Annotated in this window: 19 protein-coding genes; 6 read left to right on the top strand and 13 right to left on the bottom strand. The window is 65.5% G+C overall.

Annotation, left to right across the window (positions count from 1 at the left end):
- Positions 1-22: 22 nt before the first annotated feature.
- Both gmd and O6P37_RS10380 read right to left on the bottom strand, forming a co-directional pair.
- Positions 23-1054: a GDP-mannose 4,6-dehydratase gene (gene gmd / locus O6P37_RS10385; RefSeq protein WP_269893974.1), complete on the bottom strand. Its 1032-nt coding sequence runs from the start codon at positions 1052-1054 to the stop codon at positions 23-25.
- Positions 1055-1157: 103 nt separating this feature from the next.
- Positions 1158-1877 (bottom strand): O-methyltransferase, encoded by a 720-nt coding sequence (locus tag O6P37_RS10380; RefSeq protein WP_269893973.1) that lies wholly within the window; start codon positions 1875-1877, stop codon positions 1158-1160.
- 242 nt (positions 1878-2119) lie between these two features.
- On the opposite strand from O6P37_RS10380, the gene O6P37_RS10375 reads away from it, so the two are divergent.
- Entirely contained in the window at positions 2120-2722 is a 603-nt protein-coding gene (locus O6P37_RS10375) for an LbetaH domain-containing protein (RefSeq protein WP_269893972.1), read from the top strand.
- Between the two features lie 10 nt (positions 2723-2732).
- Here the strand turns inward: O6P37_RS10375 and O6P37_RS10370 are convergent, their stop codons facing one another.
- The 6 genes from O6P37_RS10370 to O6P37_RS10345 all read right to left on the bottom strand — a co-directional run bounded on the left by O6P37_RS10370 (position 2733) and on the right by O6P37_RS10345 (position 8667).
- A complete protein-coding gene (locus O6P37_RS10370; RefSeq protein WP_269893971.1) occupies positions 2733-3218 on the bottom strand; it encodes an acyltransferase in 486 nt (161 codons plus the stop codon).
- Positions 3219-3302: 84 nt separating this feature from the next.
- Positions 3303-4595, bottom strand: a complete 1293-nt coding sequence (locus O6P37_RS10365) for a Wzz/FepE/Etk N-terminal domain-containing protein (RefSeq protein ID WP_269893970.1) — start codon at positions 4593-4595, stop codon at positions 3303-3305.
- 10 nt (positions 4596-4605) lie between these two features.
- Positions 4606-6039, bottom strand: coding sequence for a Wzz/FepE/Etk N-terminal domain-containing protein (locus O6P37_RS10360; RefSeq protein WP_269893969.1), 1434 nt, complete (start codon positions 6037-6039; stop codon positions 4606-4608).
- Complete coding sequence (locus tag O6P37_RS10355) at positions 6036-6839, bottom strand: SGNH/GDSL hydrolase family protein (protein WP_269893968.1); 804 nt, start codon at positions 6837-6839, stop codon at positions 6036-6038. The genes O6P37_RS10360 and O6P37_RS10355 overlap by 4 nt, the downstream gene beginning before the upstream one ends.
- On the bottom strand, positions 6836-7507 hold the full coding sequence (locus O6P37_RS10350) for an SGNH/GDSL hydrolase family protein (protein WP_269893967.1): 672 nt from the start codon (positions 7505-7507) through the stop codon (positions 6836-6838). Before O6P37_RS10350 ends, O6P37_RS10355 begins: the two co-directional genes overlap by 4 nt.
- Before the next feature lie 32 nt (positions 7508-7539).
- Positions 7540-8667, bottom strand: a complete 1128-nt coding sequence (locus O6P37_RS10345; RefSeq protein WP_269893966.1) for a glycosyltransferase — start codon at positions 8665-8667, stop codon at positions 7540-7542.
- A 68-nt stretch (positions 8668-8735) separates the two neighbouring features.
- Here O6P37_RS10345 and O6P37_RS10340 point away from each other — a divergent pair, with 68 nt between their 5' ends.
- Both O6P37_RS10340 and O6P37_RS10335 read left to right on the top strand, forming a co-directional pair.
- Positions 8736-8954, top strand: coding sequence for a hypothetical protein (locus O6P37_RS10340; protein ID WP_269893965.1), 219 nt, complete (start codon positions 8736-8738; stop codon positions 8952-8954).
- A 97-nt stretch (positions 8955-9051) separates the two neighbouring features.
- On the top strand, positions 9052-9831 hold the full coding sequence (locus O6P37_RS10335) for a hypothetical protein (protein WP_269893964.1): 780 nt from the start codon (positions 9052-9054) through the stop codon (positions 9829-9831).
- A 19-nt stretch (positions 9832-9850) separates the two neighbouring features.
- Here the strand turns inward: O6P37_RS10335 and O6P37_RS10330 are convergent, their stop codons facing one another.
- Genes O6P37_RS10330 through O6P37_RS10320 form a run of 3 tightly spaced genes read right to left on the bottom strand, consistent with a single transcriptional unit; the run spans position 9851 to position 13120 of the window.
- Complete coding sequence (locus O6P37_RS10330; RefSeq protein WP_269893963.1) at positions 9851-10792, bottom strand: GDP-L-fucose synthase family protein; 942 nt, start codon at positions 10790-10792, stop codon at positions 9851-9853.
- Positions 10793-10799: 7 nt separating this feature from the next.
- Positions 10800-11777: an NAD-dependent epimerase/dehydratase family protein gene (locus O6P37_RS10325; protein WP_269893962.1), complete on the bottom strand. Its 978-nt coding sequence runs from the start codon at positions 11775-11777 to the stop codon at positions 10800-10802.
- An 11-nt stretch (positions 11778-11788) separates the two neighbouring features.
- Positions 11789-13120: a nucleotide sugar dehydrogenase gene (locus O6P37_RS10320; RefSeq protein WP_269893961.1), complete on the bottom strand. Its 1332-nt coding sequence runs from the start codon at positions 13118-13120 to the stop codon at positions 11789-11791.
- A gap of 164 nt (positions 13121-13284) precedes the next feature.
- Between O6P37_RS10320 and O6P37_RS10315 the strand changes: the two genes are divergently transcribed.
- A complete protein-coding gene (locus O6P37_RS10315; protein ID WP_269893960.1) occupies positions 13285-14172 on the top strand; it encodes a sulfurtransferase in 888 nt (295 codons plus the stop codon).
- Positions 14173-14186: 14 nt separating this feature from the next.
- Positions 14187-14594: a SufE family protein gene (locus O6P37_RS10310; protein WP_408633148.1), complete on the top strand. Its 408-nt coding sequence runs from the start codon at positions 14187-14189 to the stop codon at positions 14592-14594.
- Positions 14595-14613: 19 nt separating this feature from the next.
- On the opposite strand, the gene O6P37_RS10305 is transcribed toward O6P37_RS10310, so the two are convergent.
- Both O6P37_RS10305 and O6P37_RS10300 read right to left on the bottom strand, forming a co-directional pair.
- Complete coding sequence (locus tag O6P37_RS10305; RefSeq protein ID WP_269893958.1) at positions 14614-14949, bottom strand: PASTA domain-containing protein; 336 nt, start codon at positions 14947-14949, stop codon at positions 14614-14616.
- A gap of 133 nt (positions 14950-15082) precedes the next feature.
- A complete protein-coding gene (locus O6P37_RS10300) occupies positions 15083-15409 on the bottom strand; it encodes a PASTA domain-containing protein (protein ID WP_269893957.1) in 327 nt (108 codons plus the stop codon).
- Between the two features lie 310 nt (positions 15410-15719).
- On the opposite strand from O6P37_RS10300, the gene O6P37_RS10295 reads away from it, so the two are divergent.
- Positions 15720-17534: an acetyl/propionyl/methylcrotonyl-CoA carboxylase subunit alpha gene (locus tag O6P37_RS10295; RefSeq protein ID WP_269893956.1), complete on the top strand. Its 1815-nt coding sequence runs from the start codon at positions 15720-15722 to the stop codon at positions 17532-17534.
- The last annotated feature ends 2 nt before the right edge of the window (positions 17535-17536 follow it).

Genomic DNA, 17536 nt, shown 5'->3' with positions numbered 1-17536 from the left:
ACTGCTCGTGCGGCCGCCAGCGTCAACGCCAGTCAGGCAGTGCGGGCTTGTCGATCCACGGCTGACCTTCGTTGTGCAGTGCTGCGATGTCCGATTCGACCATGATTGCCGCGAGTTGCGGTGTGCGCACCGACGGAGTCCACCCCAGCACTCGCTTCGCCTTACTCGCATCACCGATCAGGGCGTCGACTTCGGACGGCCGCAGATAGCGTTCGTCGAAACGGACGAAATCCCGCCAGTCCAGCCCGGCATGCGTGAAGGAGAATTCGAGAAAGTCACGCACCGTGTATCCCTCCCCGGTGGCGAGCACGTAGTCGTCCGGCTCATCCGCCTGCAACATCTGCCACATGCCTGCGACGTACTCGGGCGCATAGCCCCAGTCGCGGATTGCATCGAGATTGCCCATGTAGAGCTCACTCTCCAGGCCGGCCTTTATGCGAGCCACGGCACGGGTGATCTTTCGCGTCACGAAAGTCTCTCCGCGCCGGGGTGATTCGTGGTTGAACAAGATCCCGTTCACTGCGAACATGCCGTACGCCTCGCGGTAGTTCTTCGTGATCCAGTACGAATAGACCTTCGCCGCCCCGTATGGCGAGCGGGGGTAGAAGGGAGTGTCCTCGTTCTGTGGTGGCGGTGACGCCCCGAGCATCTCGGAACTCGAGGCTTGGTAGAACCGACTCTCGACCCCCGCGAGGCGCATGGCCTCCAGGATTCGCGTCGATCCCAGTCCGGTTGTGTCCCCGGTGTGCGCGGGTTCATCGAAGGACACGCGTACATGGGATTGCGCGGCCAGGTTGTAGACCTCATCGGGATTTATCGACGCGAGCAAGGTGACCAACCGTGACCCGTCGGCGATGTCACCGAAGTGGAGGAAGAGACGTGCGTCCGGCGTGTGCGGATCACGGTAGATGTGTTCGATACGCGACGTGTTGAACGTCGAAGCGCGCCGTATCAATCCGTGAACGACGTACCCTCTGTTCAACAGGAATTCCGCCAGGTAGGAGCCGTCCTGCCCGGTGATACCCGTGATCAGTGCAGTTTTCGGCACATTCATGTCCTCACCTGGAATGCGATCCGGTGGATCGTCGTTCGACAATTACAGTACTAGCGGACACCATTCGCCCGAATCATCCGCCGGCCCACATCCAGCGGACCCGTCACCCGCGCCGCAGGGACGTGAGCGCGTCGAGTTTGTTCTCCGTCTCGGAGTCGTTGCACAACACCACGCAACCGCGCTTCATACCCGTCTCCCGGTAAGCGGGAAGCGACGGATAGAAGCGGGGCAGGTCCGGTCGACTCAAGGAGTCCAGATACCGCGAGTCGAGCACCGCGCCCGGACCATAGTCGTCATAGGCGTAGGAATCACCAGGGACCGCGAAGTCGTCGATCATGATCACCGACCTGGTCCAGGTCGACATGATGGTCTCTATTTCGTCCGCCAGCGGAAGATCAGCATTCCAATGCGCATCGAGGTAGAAGAATGCGTTCACCTTGGGCACCGTCGGGTCGGAAGCGAGTTGTTTGAGGAACAAGCGGCTGTCCCCCAGAGTCACGTGGACACGGTCCGACACGCCGCGCAATCGCAGTCGCGCATAGGCGTACTGGCGTGGCTCGGCCTCGACCGAGTGAACCGGAACGCCGAACGTCGCGAACCATTCGGTCGTATTGCCCCGGAATGTCCCGGTCTCGACGATGACGCGCGCAGCTAGGGCTTCGATGACATCCGTGCAGATCCTGCGGCGGCCTTCCTGCCCGTTGAGCGGGCCGCCCCAACCCGCACGTAGCGAGGGTCGCAGGAAGTACTCCAAGCGCCCGATGCCGGCGGGACCGATTCTTCGCGACAGGCCTTCTTTGACTGATCCCGCTAAATTGCTCATTTCGGCGTCAATTCCCCTCGGCTCGAAACTCGCCTCACATTCGTGACGGCAAGCCTGCGACCCCCCACGGCCAGCCTAGCAAATTGAAGAGCGCACATTACCCCACCGGATCGCGGCGCCTCGAGTGACGTCGGCGAAGCGCGACGCCAGCCGCGTCGGTGGTCGGCCATCGCGTGCGACGATCATGGCCGGCGCACTGTGCGCGCGTGGTCGGCGGCGATGGGCAGCGCTATAGTGGCGACGTGGCGACGTCCCGGCGAGACACTTTGCTGAACGCTTGCGCGGCGGTATGGGCGTGGCCGCTGTGGCTCGGCGTACGCCTCGGCGGCGCGACCTGGGTCGTTGAACGCGACGTGGAGCAATGGGCCGAGTGCATCAAACTCGACGTCATCCTGCGGCTGTCGCCCTACCGCCGGTTCGCCCGCTGTGCCGGGTCATTACCCGAGTTCAGGTCGCTGATCCACCACCGGATCCATTCCGCCCCGGCACTTGTGCGCTTCGTGCTCCGCCATGTCTACCGGGGCGAGCGAACGCTGCGCCTCCGGACGCAGGACGTCGGCGCCGGACTCTTCATCCAGCACGGCATCGGCACCATGATCGACGCGGCATCGATCGGCGTCAATTGCTGGATCAACCAAGCGGTCACCATCGGTCCCGCCGCAGACGGGGGAAGGCCGGTGATCGGCAACAATGTGCGCATCGCCGCAGGCGCACGGATCATCGGCGCGGTCACCATTGGCGACAAGGCCACGATCGGCTTGAACGGGGTCGTCATGTCCGACGTCCCTGCGGGCACTGTCATGGTGACACCGCTGGCTCAGCCTTTGGACAAGGTGCGCCGCTGACGCGGCATAGCTAACGCCTGTTTTGCCACTCGAATCTGTCTGCACTGCGGTCCCAGTAATTGTCGGTGCTGTCGAGAACGCGCGCGGGGTTGCCGGCCACGACCGTGCCGTCCGGCACGTCCTTCGTCACCACTGAACCGGCCCCGACGATCGAGCCCCGGCCGATAGTGACTCCGGGCAGGATGATCGACTGCCAACCGATGAATGCGTAGTCGCCGATCGAGATGGGCCCCCGGAAGATCAATTCCTGATCCGAGCGGCCCCTCTTCAATTCCGCCACGCGGTCCAGACTGAAATCGTGAGTGAGTAGGGTGACCCTCCCGCTGATCACGCAGCGGTCGCCGATGGTGATGGCACCGGGGTACGCACAGTCCCAATGAATGTCGGCGCTCAACCACAATGGCCTGCCTCTGACCACGACGCCCGCCTTCGAGAGAATGCGCGATGCGACAGCCATGTACTTGTCCTGGTCCACCCGGTCGATGATCTGCGCCATCCTCATGGGCACCGAAATCCGCCTTGTCACGAGCATTTCTCATTTCTGTCAGGAGTGGATCGGGCGACTGTCACCGGCCATTCGTCACGTTTTCGCGAGCACCACCCCCAGCAGATGTGCACGCGCAGCGCTGAACTCACTGATGGCGTGCTGCACGTGACGCCGCCTGGCAGATCGGGGATCCACGATGAGCAGATCGGCGTCGGCGATCGCGGAGAGAACCGCTGCGGCGCTGCCTTCGTTGACCGAGCGTGCGACGATCACGACGCGATCGAACTCCTCTTTGAGGGAGTCCACGACCGTGCTCATCACCGGCGACGACAGGAGTGAGTCCAAGTTTCCCGACTTGCCGGGCAGGATCACCGAGAGCTTCGGCTTGGGGGTCGGGCGGATGATCTCGTCGAGAGTCGCGCGGCCCTCCAGCATCTCGGCCAGGCCGGTCTCACGCCCGTCGAAGGCGGGGGAATCCACGTTCATCCCGAGTGACTCGCTCGTGAAGATCACCACGGTCGGTTGCGCGGCTTCGCAGAGCGCCGCGGCGAGATTAGCCGCGAATGCCGTAGCCACATGGTCGCGGGAGGAAGAGGTGATGAGCAGAACCCGTGGGGACGGTCGTTGAGCGTCGACGAGGACGCGCATCCGCCGGAAATCCTCGGCCTCCCGCGCAGTCCAGCCATTGCGGAAGAGTCGGGTCTCGACATCGCTCTTACCGATCTCAACCGGTCCGAGGATCGGTGCGTCGACCAGCCGGCTGAGATCAGCGGCGGATTCGATTCTGCGTGACAGCACTGCCGACGCGGCGATCCAGAGCAGACCGAGAACCAATCCGCCGGATGCGCCGTAGAACAGATTGGTCGCCAGCTGTGGTGACGTGGGCGCCGTCGGCACCTCAGCGCGGTCTACGACCGTGATCGTCGATCGGGGCTCGTTCTGCCCGACTGGTGTCTCGAGCGGTCCGACGAACGCGATGAACTGCGCGGACAGGGTATTCGCAATCGCGGCCGCCCGCTCCGGTGATCGGTCTCGGACCGAGACATCGAGCAACACCGTGCGAGGAACGATGGCGGCGGTGATATTCGACGACAGCTCGGCAGCCGACATCGGTAGTCTCAGTTCGTCGATCACGCGCTGGGCCATCACTTCACTCGCGATGATCTGGGCATACGAGGCGTTCCGCTGCTGCGAGAACTGTTCGCCCGAGTACGACTCGGACGAACTCGTGCCCCCCGTTGTGGAAACGAACAGCCGCGCGGTGGAGGTGTATTCGGGCGCGGCAAGCCGCATGGCGAGCACCCCGATCCCGACACCGAGCCCCACTGCGACAGCCAGCATCCACCATCGACGGCGAATCGCTGCGAGCATTCGACCAAAATCCACTCGGGCTCCTTCAGCTGGTATGCACGTGGTCGGTGTGATCGATGTCGGCAACCACGCGTTCGCGTGCAGACCTCGTTCGGCCGCGACGCGGGGGGGCGTCGCCGAGGAAGACCACTCCGGCGATGTGCCCCCCGGCGCTCGCGAGATCCGCAGCAGCGCTGCGCAGCTGGTCGAAGTTCGTCAGACCGGCCTTCGCGACGATCAGCACAGCATCGCAGAGATGTGCGAGACGGACGGCGTCACTCGTCTCGGCAACCGGCGGACTGTCGACGACGATCCACTCGAACGCTTCACGCAGTTCGGCGAACAGCGGTTCCAGGAACGGGGAGTCGGCCGTGGCGCCAGGAAATTCCTCCTCCAGCCCGAACGGCACGACCACGACGCCGTTCCAGTTCTCGGACAGTTCCTCGACGTGTAGGGCCGCGCGCGGCGGTGGGTGGCGACCGTCCGGGCCGGTCCCGCCACGGCGCTCTCCGTATCGTGCGGCCGTGTCAGCGACCAGCGCACGCACGGAAGTCGTCGTTCCGGTGAGCCGAAGTGCGGTGGCGATCCGGGAGTTGCGCGAGTCGCAATCGACGAGCGCAACCGACGAGCCACGATCGGCGAGGGCGCGACACACGGTGAGGGCCACTCCCGTCTTTCCGGCACCCGATTCCGCCGACGTGATGAAGATGACCCTCGAGCGCTGAATCTTCATCCTGTCCAAAGGAGCCCGAAGTTGCCGGCCGGCCTCCGCTGCCCAGTCCTCGGTGTCGGGTCGCTCCCAGGCCACCGTCGACGGGAAACTGGCCAGAACGGGCGATCCGGTGGCCTCGGAGGCGTCCTCGGGGCGTCGTATGCGGCTGTCGAGGAGCTCCGCTATGACCGCGACGAAACCGCCGATGGCCAGACCGAGGCCGCCTGCCGCGCCCAGCAATAGCCACGGAGGGAACGTACCCGGTGAATCGCTGAACGTCGGCGGCTGTACCGGAATCAACTCAGCTCGGGGTGTGAGCGCACCAGGAACCGCCTCCAGAGCGGCCACGCTGCGCCGCATCTGATCGACGTAGGCCTGTGCGATCGCCTGTGCCGTCTGCGGGGTGGTGCCGACCGTCGTGAGAGACAGCAGCACGGTCCCCGGCACGGCGGCGAGTTCGGTGTTCTCGATCAGGCTTGCGGCCGTGACGTCCTGTCCGACATCCTCGGCGACCTTGGCGGCGAGATCGGGACTCTTGCTCAACGCGATGTAGGTGTTCATCCGCTCTTTCGAGTACAGATCGCCCTGGTAGGCGGTGTAGGCGTCGTCCCGGGGCGTTGAGACGAACAGCACCGCCGTCGAGCGGTACTCCACCGGCGACGTCAGAAGCGCTGCTGCCGCGGCGATCACGAAGAGCAGCGGAATCGCCGCGACCAAGCGCCATCGGCGCCGCAGGGCGGTGTAGTACGAAGCGAGCGGCCCACTCATATCGTATTCGCCAGCCCGGCTCGGATCAGTGCGGAGGTCAACAGCTTGGCTATCTCCCTGTTACCCCTTATGTTCGGATGAACGCCGTCGTCGGCGAGCAGTGGCTTGACGTCGACGCCGTCGAACCAGCCCAGCGCACCCGGGTCGATGAACGTCACCTCGGCGAGAGCGGGGTTGGATCGCAACCGGGAGCCGAGGAACTCACCGACGGACTGATCGGTGCCGGGGATCTCGATCTTTGGGTCGGTCATCAACCACGGTGCGATGACGACAATTCTGCTGCCGGGCCACGACTCGATCGCGCGGACGACGGTGTATTCGAAGATCAGGCCCAGGTTCTCGAGTCCGTAGCGAAGATCGTACCGACCACCGTCGAGCACCACGATGTCGGCGTCGTAGAGACTGCGCCCACTGGCGAAGCGCTCGGGAAACGACGTCGAATTCTTGTCCAGCAGTCCGAGCACCCTGGGCAGTCGCTGCCCCTCTCCACCGCTGATGTAGCCGGTGCCAGGCTGATTCGCGAAGTTCACCTGCCAACCAAGGTCTGTGGCGGTCAGCGATGCGTAGCCCAGATCGGACAAAGTCGACGGACCCATCGTGTAGTCGTCACCGATGAACAACGCAGACGGACCCGAAACCGTCGATGCGACCACCTCCGACTCGGCGCCCGGCGGCGAGGCCGTCGGCGGCTCGGTCGGTCGGTAGAGAACAGCTCCCGTTCCGACCAACGCCAAGAGAACCAGCACGACGACGACGACCGTCGCCCGGCGGCCCTGAAGCAGATCTCCCAGAGAAGTCACTGCCATACGTCGCCTCGCAACGCCCGGATCTGACTCTTCAACACCGGACCGAGGCGACGGGCCAGGATCGCCTGACCTTCATCGGTCAGATTGAAGTCGTCGCGCTGCACGAGGCCGTCACCCACCAGCCAGGTCTCCTGAATGAGCGGAACGTAGGCCGCGTTCGCCTTGTCAGCGGCATCAGCCAGCGCCGAGTCCACGTTCAGGAACCGCTGCGGCGGGGGATCCTCGTGCCAGATCGGGCCGAGCACCAGCAATTCGGTGGTCGGCGTCCGCCTCGACAACTCGGTGAAGAGGTCGATGGCGGACTGCTTGACGAGGTCGATCGAGTTGTAGACGTCGTTCGCGCCACCGAAGATGACCACTAGCTCCGGCTTCGAAGCCAGCGCCTTGTCGAGTTGCGCGGCGAAGGGCGCGCTCTCGCCCGCACTCCCGACGTATCCAGAACCCGGATACGCCACATTCGAGATGCTCAGATTCGAGTCGTTCGCCAGCAGCGACGGCCACACCACGCCGTTGTTGAATCCGGATGTGAACGAATCCCCGATGAGGGACATGCGGAATGGCGCCGCGGGGACGGCGACGATGCTCTTGGTCTCGCGCGACGCGACGACGGCAGTCACCATGGCAGTCGCGACGATCAAGAGGAGCACTACAGAGATGCTCATCAGCCGGTTCCGGTGCTCCCGGAGCCGACGAATCACCGGGCACCGCCCACGGCCGACACAGCTGCCGAGTACCGGCCTTCGAGCAGCGTGCCGATGGCCGACATGCCGAGTTCCTCGCGGACGGCGGCGCGGCCCCGGCGCCCCATCTCACGAGCTGCGACACGATCCCCGAGCAACGTGCGCAGCGCTTCGGCGATGCTCTCCGCGCCGGGCGCCACGACCAGACCGCAGTGGTGGTCACGAACCAGCGGCGCCAACCCGCACTCGTCGGTGATGACCACCGGCAGGCCGACCGACATCGCTTCGAGAACCGCCATGGGATAGGGCTCCGGTCCGACCGACGGAAGAACGTACACCGCCGCGCGACGCATTCGTTCCGGCCCGCTGCCGGCGGCGATGGCACCTTCCCAGACGATGTTGTCCGCGGCCGCCGCGGCTGCTGTCACGGCTGCGGCCTCGCCCTCGTCGGGGCCCACCATCGTGTACTTCGCAGGCACGCCTTCGGCGTTCAGCGCCAGGCCCGCCTTCACGAAGTCGCCCGGTCGCTTGCGCGGATGCAGTCGGGCGAGGTAGAGCACCTCTGGGTCGTCCCCACTCTCGAAGGCCTCGGGGTACAGCGGCACGCCGTTCGGCAGCGGACTCAGCTTGACTCCGCCACCGCCGACTTCTTCGAGGGCGACGCGCTCCTCGTTCGTCAGGTAGTACACCTCCCGCGCGGCCCGCAGCAGGCGGCGGCCGGCGAGGAAGTCGACGGCGGGGGCGAGCCTGTTCGTCCCCGGCAGCACCATCCCGTGCGGCTGGAGCACGAAAGGTATCCCGAGGCGCCTGGCTGCCGCAGCCAGGGGTATGACGACGAGGTCTCGGGCGAAGTGAACGTGGACGACGTCGATGTGATTCCTCGACCTCACCAGCCACTGCACCAGACCCGGAGCAGTCAGCCCGGCGAACCCAGTTCCGGGTACCAGCGTTCGAGCCCGGCGCAGCACAAGCGGGACACCCTCCTGTGAGGTCGGCAGCGTCTCGAAGCCGCGCGCGGCGGCGGCGACCGTCACCTCATGACCGAGATCCCTCAACGCGGTCGCCTGGTTGATCGCCACCCGCAACGGACCGCCGTAGGCTCCGTCGGGGCTGATGAGCGTCACGGCATGCAGGATCCTCATCTCAGCGAACCCTCGACCTGGACGGCCGCCGGGACCACCCGGCGATTGCCCGATGTAGCGATTGCCGGGTGAAATGGCTGCACCGACGACTGATTACCGAACGGGTCACATTGCCGCCGCTCGGCAGTGACGCGAGGGACGGGTCGACCAGCCCCGCAGGCGACCACGCGCAGAAACCTGCCGGCAACGTCGGAAATGCGACGGCGCAAATGCTCAATCCTCCCCAGAGTCGTTTTCAGCAGGCAGCCAAACCAGCCGAATCGCTCATCAAGGCACAAGATCACTGATTCCCCGCCGCAGCGCTCTTGCGATTCTCAATATCAACCACCAAGGGTACCGGCAAACGGTCCGGGAGTTCGCCGAGTACCATCGGCGACGCGATGAGTGGCGAATGTCGAAGCGGGTGAAATGCCGCTGATCAAACCCGAAACGGTCGTCGCCGTTGGAATGGTTGGACTGTTGCTGGCGGCGATCGTCGCAGGTTGTTCGAATCCGCCCGAACCGCCGTCGGCGCCCATGCGCGCCGAAGACCGATCCGCGCTCTACGCCGACTTCTCGACACGCTCGGACGGTGACGCACCAGAGCGGTTCTCCTCCGGACAACAGGTGAACATCGCGCCGAAGCCGACCGGAGCCCCCCGTCTCACGCTGGTCGCGGGACGGCTGGCGGTGGACCCGCCGTCATCGGGGCGGGACTCGGGGGTCGTGAGAAGCCCCGATCTCGGGCAGCCGATTACCCGAATAGGTATGGAGTGGAACTACACTCCCGGCGCCGGCGACGGATCCGGCCTGGCGATTCTGGGGATCACTAATCTGCCCCTCGATCAGCCGGAGGGCGCACCGATTCCGGTCCAGTTCATGGTCGGGCAGAACAGTTGGAGCCTGTCGGTGTCACCAGGTGCGATCGGCGGCGATCTCCGGCTCATTCCTGTCGCCGACGGCGCTTTCAGTGCTCCGCTGCCGGCCGATGGCTCCGCCCAGCGCGTTGAGATCGACCTGGACGGTCCGGTTGCCACCGTTCACCTGCCCGACGGCACCGCCCGGAAGGTCTCGGACCCGAGAATCGCCGCATGGGCCGGCAGGGTCGCCTTCTTCGGCGTCTACGCCGAAACGGGTGTGGCGGATTCCCGCGCCGGCCTGCTGCGGGTGTGGGCAGATACCTGATGCAACCCGATCCCCGTCGTCAGACGGTTCGCGCTTCCACGGAACTGCGGTACCAGTCGTACATCTTCGCCATCCCCGCCGCGATCGTGGTCGACGGCCGCCAGCCGAGTGCGGTCAGCTTCTTGTTGTCCATGATCTTGCGAGGCGTCCCGTCGGGCCGGCTCGGGTCGAACGTCACCCTGCCCTCGTACCCGACCACCTCCTTCATCAGCTCGGCGAGGTCGCGTATCGAGATCTCCTCTCCGGAACCGACATTGATCATCCCGCCTTCGTCGTAGTTCTCGAGGAGGAAGACGCACGCGTCGGCCAGATCATCCGCGTCGATCAGCTCGCGAAGCGGCGATCCGCTGCCCCACACGACGACTTCAGGGTCACCGGCCTCCTTCGCCTCGTGGAATCTGCGCATCATCCCCGCGACGACGTGGGAGTGTTCCGGGTGGAAATTGTCCCCGACTCCGTAGACGTTCGACGGCATCACCGTGAACGCGCCGAAACCGTACTGTGCGGCATAGGCGTCGCACATCACCTTGCCCGCGATCTTGGCGACGGCGTACGGCAGGTTCGTCTCCTCGAGCGGGCCGGTCAGCAGCGATTCCTCGACGATCGGCTGCTCGGCGAGTTTCGGATAGATGCAGCTGGAACCGAGGAAGAGCAGTCGCTTCGCGCCGTGCCGATACGCGGCATCGATGACGTTGGTCTGTATCTTCAAGTTCTCGCGGATGAAATCGGCGCCGTACGTGGCATTCGCGACGATGCCACCCACTTTCGCAGCGGCCATCACCACGTACTCGGGACGTTCGCCGGCGAAGAACTCCTCCACCTTCTGGGCGTCGTCGAGCGGTAGCTCGTCGTGGGTCCGGGTGATCAGGTTGTCATGGCCGGCGCGAACCAGCCGGCGTGCGATGGCGGAACCCACCATCCCGCGATGGCCCGCTACATAGATCCTTGAATCGGCGTCCATGGCTACCTCACATCAGCTCGTTGTCGACCACGTCGGCCCGGTGCTCCACGTACCACGGCACCGTGCGCGCCAATCCCTCTGTCAGGGAAATCTTCGGCGAGTAGCCGATGGAACGCATCTTGGTGATATCCGGGCAACGGCGGGGCGTCCCACCTGCCGCGCCGCGCCCGGAGCGGATGTCGAGTTTCACGTCCAAGCTGTCGCCGACGCGCTTCGCCAGCTCGCTGATCGTCACTTCCTCGTCGTTGCCGATGTGGTAGATCTCGCGATGTCCTCCGCGTTCGTACATCGTGAGAACGCCATCCACCACATCGTCGACGAAGCAGAACGCTCGCGTCTCGTTTCCGCCGCCCTGTATCTCGAATGGAACAGGGCGGTGTTCCGAGCTGTCGGCCGCCTCCAGCGCGCGCACCGCAAACTGCGGAATCACGTGCTTCCAGCCCATATCGGCGCCGTACACGTTGTGTGGCCGGAACACCTGAACCTTGCGGTAGTGCTCCTGCCCGTAATTGAAGGCGATCAGCTCGCTGACGATCTTCGAGCCGCCATACGAGTACCGGGGGTTGAGGCTGTCCGGAAGAGTGAGCGCCACGGTCTCGGGTGTGGGGACGATGGGCGGGGTCTGATACACCTCGGCGGTGGACGCCAGCACGAGATCCGGTACGTCAGCTTCCCGTCCGGCGTTCACCACCGCGATTGCTCCGCGAACCCCGACGTCGAGGACGAGTTCAGGCCTCTTGTAGAAGTTCTCTGTGCCGTTGACGGCGGCGAGGTGCATCACCACCTCCGCACCCCGGAACGCGTTCACCAGCGATTCCTCGTCCCGGACATCGCAGTCGAACACCTCTACATGGTCGGCCACGTCCCGGAAGCGGCTGATGTCGCCGCGGATCATGGTGTCGACGACGGCGACATCCCAACCATCGTGCACCAGCCGCCTCACCAGGTAGGAACCGATGAAACCACCGCCGCCGGTCACCACCACCCGTGACGCCGTCACGTCGCGACTCCCGCATTGCCGACACCGAAATATGAATCGCCGAGTTCTGAGATCGGCAGATGACTGAAGTGATTCCAGAAGTCGAAGACGAAGCCGTTCGGGGACACGAATTCACGGAGTGTGCGCGGTGAGATGCGGCCCAGCGCCGGGTGGTTGTTCGCGATCACGACGACGGACGCCCCGCTGATCGCATCCCCGATGCGGCTGAACACTCGTTCCTCAGGAAAAGATGCTCGCAGCACCTCGGGAGTGATGACAGGATCGAACAACCCGATGCTTGCGTCTGGACACTGCTTCTTTATCGCAGCGAGCACCTGAAGGGACATCGACCCGCGGAGATCGTCGGTCGCCGGGATCCCTTTGAACGCCATCCCGAGGATGCGAATCTCGAGCGGCGACGGCAATTCGCGCCTGGCGATCTCGGCCGCGATGAATTCGGCGGTCTCGACGGGTTGCCGCTCATTGATCAGACGCCCGGCCGCGGCCATCTCAAGCACGATGCCTTTTCCGCTTGCACTCTGCATCAGGATGTGCGGATCCTTACCGAGGCAGGGTCCGCCGACGAGTCCGGGAAGTGGAACGTCGGTACGTTTGTATCCGAGCTTCCCCGACGAGATGACCTCGTGTGCACGAACTCCGAAGGCATCGCAGACACGTGCCACCTCGTTTGCGAACGCGAACTGGACGTCACGGTAGGTGTTGTCCACGAGCTTGAGGATCTCGGCCGTTTCGGGACTGGAAACCTGCACCACCGAATTCGTCAGGTGGCGGAAGACGGCGGCAGCACGGTCCGCCACCTCCTGGGTGTCGGCGCCCACGATCTGAGGCAGTTCGCGCAATTCCTGAAGAGCATTGCCCTCCAACGTGCGTTCCGGGCACATGGCGATGTCGAATCTCTTGCCGGATTCCTGGAGGATGGGCGTGACAACTTCCCGGGTGATCCCCACCTTCACCGTTGATCGGAGAATCACCAGCGCACCGTCGCGCATGTTCGCGGCGACCTCGCGCGTGGCGGCCTCGATCATGTCGATACGCGCGGTGCCCTCGCTGGACAGCGGTGTTCCGACAGTGATGATGTAGGTGTCGCACCAGGTCTCTGGGTCGAATTTCGACGTCGCGGTCAGCTGCCCTGACTGCGTCACTCGTGTCAGAACCTCTTCCAGACCGACTTCGGAGAAATGTGGGCGTCCGGAGTTGGTCGCTTCGACCACCTCTGGGCGCCGCTCGACACCGATCACCCTTTTGCCGGTTTCGGCCAGCACCGTGGCCAGAGTCAGACCGACGTAGCCCAGGCCGAGGATCCCGACGTCGTAATGCGGATTGCCCATTGCTCCTCCGACGTTTTGGGTGATCGGTAGCGCCATTCCGCTACGCCAAAAGTTTGCCAGTGAAAGCGTACAGTGCTTCCCGAATCCGGCACCCGCAGCACTTCTCCTAGTTCGGCATGCCCGACTGGGCTGAACGTGCGACGCGAATCGGTAGGCTCGCTGACGTGCCGCTCCCACCAGATCCCAGCTCCGCGCTGCAGGACTACGCCCACCCCGAACGCCTGGTCACCTCCGACTGGCTGGCGAGCAATCTGGGCAGGCCCGGCCTTGCCATCGTCGAGTCCGACGAGGATGTGCTGCTCTACGACACCGGTCACATCCCCGGCGCGGTGAAGATCGACTGGCACACCGATCTCAACGATCCGAACGTGCGCGACTACATCGACGGCGCGCAGTTCGCCGAGCTGATGGACCGCAAGGGGATCGCCCGCGACGACACCGTCGTCATCTACGGCGACAAGAGCAACTGGTGGGCGGCCTACGCGCTGTGGGTGTTCACCCTGTTCGGCCACCCCGACGTCCGGCTCCTCGACGGCGGGCGCGACCTGTGGGTATCCGACGGCCGCGACACCACGCTCGACGTCCCCAACCGGCGCTCCAGCGGTTATCCCGTCGTCGAACGCGACGACGCGCCGATCCGGGCGTTCAAGGACGACGTGCTGGGCATCCTCGGCGCCCAGCCGCTGATCGATGTCCGGTCACCGGCGGAGTACACCGGTGAACGCACCCACATGCCCGACTACCCGGAGGAAGGCGCCCTGCGCGGCGGGCACATCCCCACCGCCCGGTCGATCCCGTGGGCCAAGGCCGCCGACGACAGCGGACGCTTCCGCAAGCGTGCCGAACTCGAGGACCTGTACGGCTTTCTCCACCAGGACGACAAGACGGTCGTGTACTGCCGCATCGGTGAGCGCTCCAGCCACACGTGGTTCGTACTGACCCACCTGCTCGGACTGCCGGGCGTGCGGAACTACGACGGTTCGTGGACCGAGTGGGGCAACGCCGTGCGCGTGCCCGTCGCCGTCGGGGAAGAGCCCGGCGAGGCGCCGTGACGTCGGCCGCCGGGATGCCGGCCGCCCTCGCCGAGGTCGTCTCCGACTTCGCGGAGGTGCAGGGGCAGGACAAGTTGCGGCTGCTGCTGGAGTTCGCCGACGACCTGCCGCCGCTGCCGGCCGGGCTGGAGCAGGCCGCGATGGAACCGGTACCGGAGTGCCAGTCCCCGTTGTTCCTGCATGTCGACGCGAGCGACCGTGAGCACGTCCGGCTGTACTTCAGCGCGCCGGCCGAGGCGCCGACGACGCGCGGCTTCGCCTCGATCCTGGCCACCGGACTCGACGACCTGCCCGCCGAGGAGATCCTCGCCGTGCCTGACGACTTCTACTCTGACCTCGACCTGGCCGCACTCATCAGCCCGCTGAGACTGCGCGGCATGTCGGCCATGCTGGCCCGGATCAAGAAGCGGCTGAGAGCCTGACGCCTGTTCGGTGCGTCAGCTAGCTGTAGCACTCATCGCCGGCCCTGACCACGCCCACCCCGTACCAGGCGTCGTCGGACATCGGCTCACCTGCCTCGGGCGACTGCCAGCAGACCTTCCAAAAATTCTCGACCAGGTGCTCCTGCTTCGGCCCGCCGACGCTCTGTGTCTCCAGGACCAGATCCGGCTTGCCGGCGGCGGAGGCCACCTCCGCCTGAGCCTCGTCGAGGGTCATGTCGACGACATCCGGCATCTCCGGCGGCTCCTGCGCCAGTGCGGTCGGTGCCGCGACACCGCTTGCAGCAACCAGAATGGCCGAGCAGATGGTGACGACGTGTATCCGTTCGATCCGCATGAACTCCCCCTTCGCCCCGCCCGGGAGAGAGATTACAGCAACGCGCGGTTGGCAATCCGGGTTGTTCGCAAGCCGTCATATTCGCGACATCACCCGTCGGTACAGCTACCGGCGGGCGGGCGTCAGGTCCGGCTCAGCACTCTTCGCCGGCCCTGACCACACCCACTTCGTAGGATTCTTCTTCGGCAATCGGTTCACCCGCTTCGGGCGACTGCTCACACACCTTCCAGAAGATGGGAACCAATTGCTCCTGCTTCGGTCCTGTGATGTTCGAGGACTCCAGGACCAGCTCCGGGTTGGCGGCGGCTTCGGCGAACTCCGCCTGCGCCTCGTCGAGGGTCATCTCGACCAGATCCGGCATCTCCGCCTCATCCGCTGTGGCGACCGGAATCGCGACGCCACTGGCACCGATCAGAATCATCGACGAGATACCGATGATCTGTAGCGGCTTCCTCCACATGACTTCCCCCTTCGCACTGCGCCAAATCCGTTGTCTCTGCACCGGAAAGGTACCGCGGCGCCCGGCCGTCGGCATCTCGAGAGCACACTTCCGATATTTGCTGCGCCCCCCGGTATCCGCAGCTTGTACACGCGGTGAACGACCGGAATTGCACGCCTACAGACCGGGATCGCGTCGCCCCCCTGAACCTACTTGCCAGTAACCGGCACCGCCTCGCCGAGACCTCAGGTGCGGCGCTTAAACTGCCCGGGATAAGTTCTTAAAGACGTTCTTAGAGACGCCAGCGCAAGGCGATCCAACAGGAGGCGAAGTGGCCAGTCACGCCAGCTCGAAGATCACGAAGGTGCTTGTAGCCAACCGCGGCGAGATCGCGGTCCGGGTGATCCGAGCGGCGAAGGACTCCGGGCTGACCAGCGTGGCCGTCTACGCCGAACCAGACGCCGACGCCCCGCACGTCCGGCTCGCCGACGAGGCGTTCGCCCTCGGCGGCCAGACCTCGGCAGAGTCCTACCTGGTCTTCGAGAAGCTGCTCGACGCGGCCGCGAAGTCCGGCGCCAACGCCGTCCACCCCGGCTACGGCTTCCTCAGCGAGAACGCCGACTTCGCCCAGGCCGTGCTCGACGCCGGCCTGATCTGGATCGGTCCCAGCCCGCAGTCCATCCGCGACCTCGGTGACAAGGTCACCGCCCGCCACATCGCCGCCCGCGCGCAGGCCCCGCTGGTGCCGGGCACCTCGGATCCGGTCAAGGACGCCGACGAGGTCGTGGCGTTCGCCAAGGAGTACGGCGTGCCGGTCGCCATCAAGGCGGCGTTCGGCGGCGGCGGCCGCGGCATGAAGGTGGCCCGCACCCTCGAGGAGATCCCCGAGCTGTACGACTCCGCGGTGCGCGAGGCCGTCTCGGCGTTCGGCCGCGGCGAGTGCTTCGTCGAGCGCTACCTGGACAAGCCCCGCCACGTGGAGGCCCAGGTCATCGCCGACACCCACGGCAACGTCGTCGTCGCGGGCACCAGGGACTGCTCGCTGCAGCGCCGCTTCCAGAAGCTCGTCGAGGAGGCTCCCGCCCCCTTCCTCACCGACGCGCAGCGCAAGGAGATCCACGAGTCGGCCAAGCGCATCTGCAAGGAGGCCGGCTACTACGGCGCGGGCACCGTCGAGTACCTGGTCGGCCAGGACGGCCTCATCTCGTTCCTCGAGGTGAACACCCGCCTGCAGGTCGAGCACCCGGTCACCGAGGAGACCTCGGGCATCGACCTGGTCCGCCAGCAGTTCCGGATCGCCAACGGCGAGGCGCTCGACATCACCGAGGATCCGACGCCGCGCGGCCACTCGATCGAGTTCCGCATCAACGGCGAGGACGCCGGCCGCGGGTTCCTGCCCGCCCCCGGCCCGGTCAGCAAGTTCGAGGCGCCGCAGGGCCCCGGCATCCGGCTGGACTCCGGCGTGGAGACGGGCTCGGTGATCGGTGGCCAGTTCGACTCGATGCTGGCGAAGCTGATCGTCACCGGCGCAACCCGCCAGGAGGCGCTGGAGCGGTCGCGGCGCGCTCTCGACGAATTCACCGTCGAAGGTCTGGCCACCGTGATCCCGTTCCATCGCGCCGTGGTGTCCGATCCCGCGTTCATCGGCGACGAGAACGGTTTCACCGTGCACACCCGCTGGATCGAGACCGAGTGGGACAACAAGGTCGAGCCCTTCACCGGCGGCGATCCGATCGAGGAAGAGGACACCATCCCGCGGCAGACCGTCGTGGTCGAGGTCGGCGGTCGCCGGCTCGAGGTGTCGCTGCCGGGCGACCTCGCACTGGGCAACGGCGGCTCGGTCGGCGGCGCCAGCGGTGTCGTCAGGAAGAAGCCCAAGCCGCGTAAGCGCGGCACGGCCGGTGGCGCTGCCGCCTCGGGCGACTCCGTCACCGCGCCGATGCAGGGCACCGTGGTGAAGGTGGCCGTCGAGGAGGGTCAGCAGGTCTCGGCCGGCGACCTCGTCGTGGTGCTCGAGGCCATGAAGATGGAGAACCCGGTCACCGCGCACAAGGACGGCACGATCACCGGCCTCGCGGTCGAGGCCGGTGCCGCCGTCACGCAGGGCACCGTCCTCGCCGAGATCAAGGACGCCGGCGCCGAGTAGCC

Origin of the sequence: Mycobacterium hippophais (assembly GCF_027529605.1) — a bacterium.
Lineage (GTDB): Bacteria > Actinomycetota > Actinomycetes > Mycobacteriales > Mycobacteriaceae > Mycobacterium > Mycobacterium arseniciresistens.
This window is presented reverse-complemented; position numbering and strand designations above follow the sequence as displayed.

What these genes read in the sequence shown, in the direction of transcription:
- O6P37_RS10320 (WP_269893961.1), bottom strand. Translation starts at nt 13,120, where the DNA reads ATGGGCAATCCGCATTACGACGTCGGGATCCTCGGCCTGGGCTACGTC.
- O6P37_RS10310 (WP_408633148.1), top strand. Translation starts at nt 14,187, where the DNA reads ATGCCGGCCGCCCTCGCCGAGGTCGTCTCCGACTTCGCGGAGGTGCAG.
- O6P37_RS10300 (WP_269893957.1), bottom strand. Translation starts at nt 15,409, where the DNA reads ATGTGGAGGAAGCCGCTACAGATCATCGGTATCTCGTCGATGATTCTG.
- O6P37_RS10360 (WP_269893969.1), bottom strand. Translation starts at nt 6,039, where the DNA reads ATGAGTGGGCCGCTCGCTTCGTACTACACCGCCCTGCGGCGCCGATGG.
- O6P37_RS10380 (WP_269893973.1), bottom strand. Translation starts at nt 1,877, where the DNA reads ATGAGCAATTTAGCGGGATCAGTCAAAGAAGGCCTGTCGCGAAGAATC.
- O6P37_RS10330 (WP_269893963.1), bottom strand. Translation starts at nt 10,792, where the DNA reads ATGGACGCCGATTCAAGGATCTATGTAGCGGGCCATCGCGGGATGGTG.
- gmd (WP_269893974.1), bottom strand. Translation starts at nt 1,054, where the DNA reads ATGAATGTGCCGAAAACTGCACTGATCACGGGTATCACCGGGCAGGAC.
- O6P37_RS10370 (WP_269893971.1), bottom strand. Translation starts at nt 3,218, where the DNA reads ATGGCGCAGATCATCGACCGGGTGGACCAGGACAAGTACATGGCTGTC.
- O6P37_RS10305 (WP_269893958.1), bottom strand. Translation starts at nt 14,949, where the DNA reads ATGCGGATCGAACGGATACACGTCGTCACCATCTGCTCGGCCATTCTG.
- O6P37_RS10345 (WP_269893966.1), bottom strand. Translation starts at nt 8,667, where the DNA reads ATGAGGATCCTGCATGCCGTGACGCTCATCAGCCCCGACGGAGCCTAC.
- O6P37_RS10350 (WP_269893967.1), bottom strand. Translation starts at nt 7,507, where the DNA reads ATGAGCATCTCTGTAGTGCTCCTCTTGATCGTCGCGACTGCCATGGTG.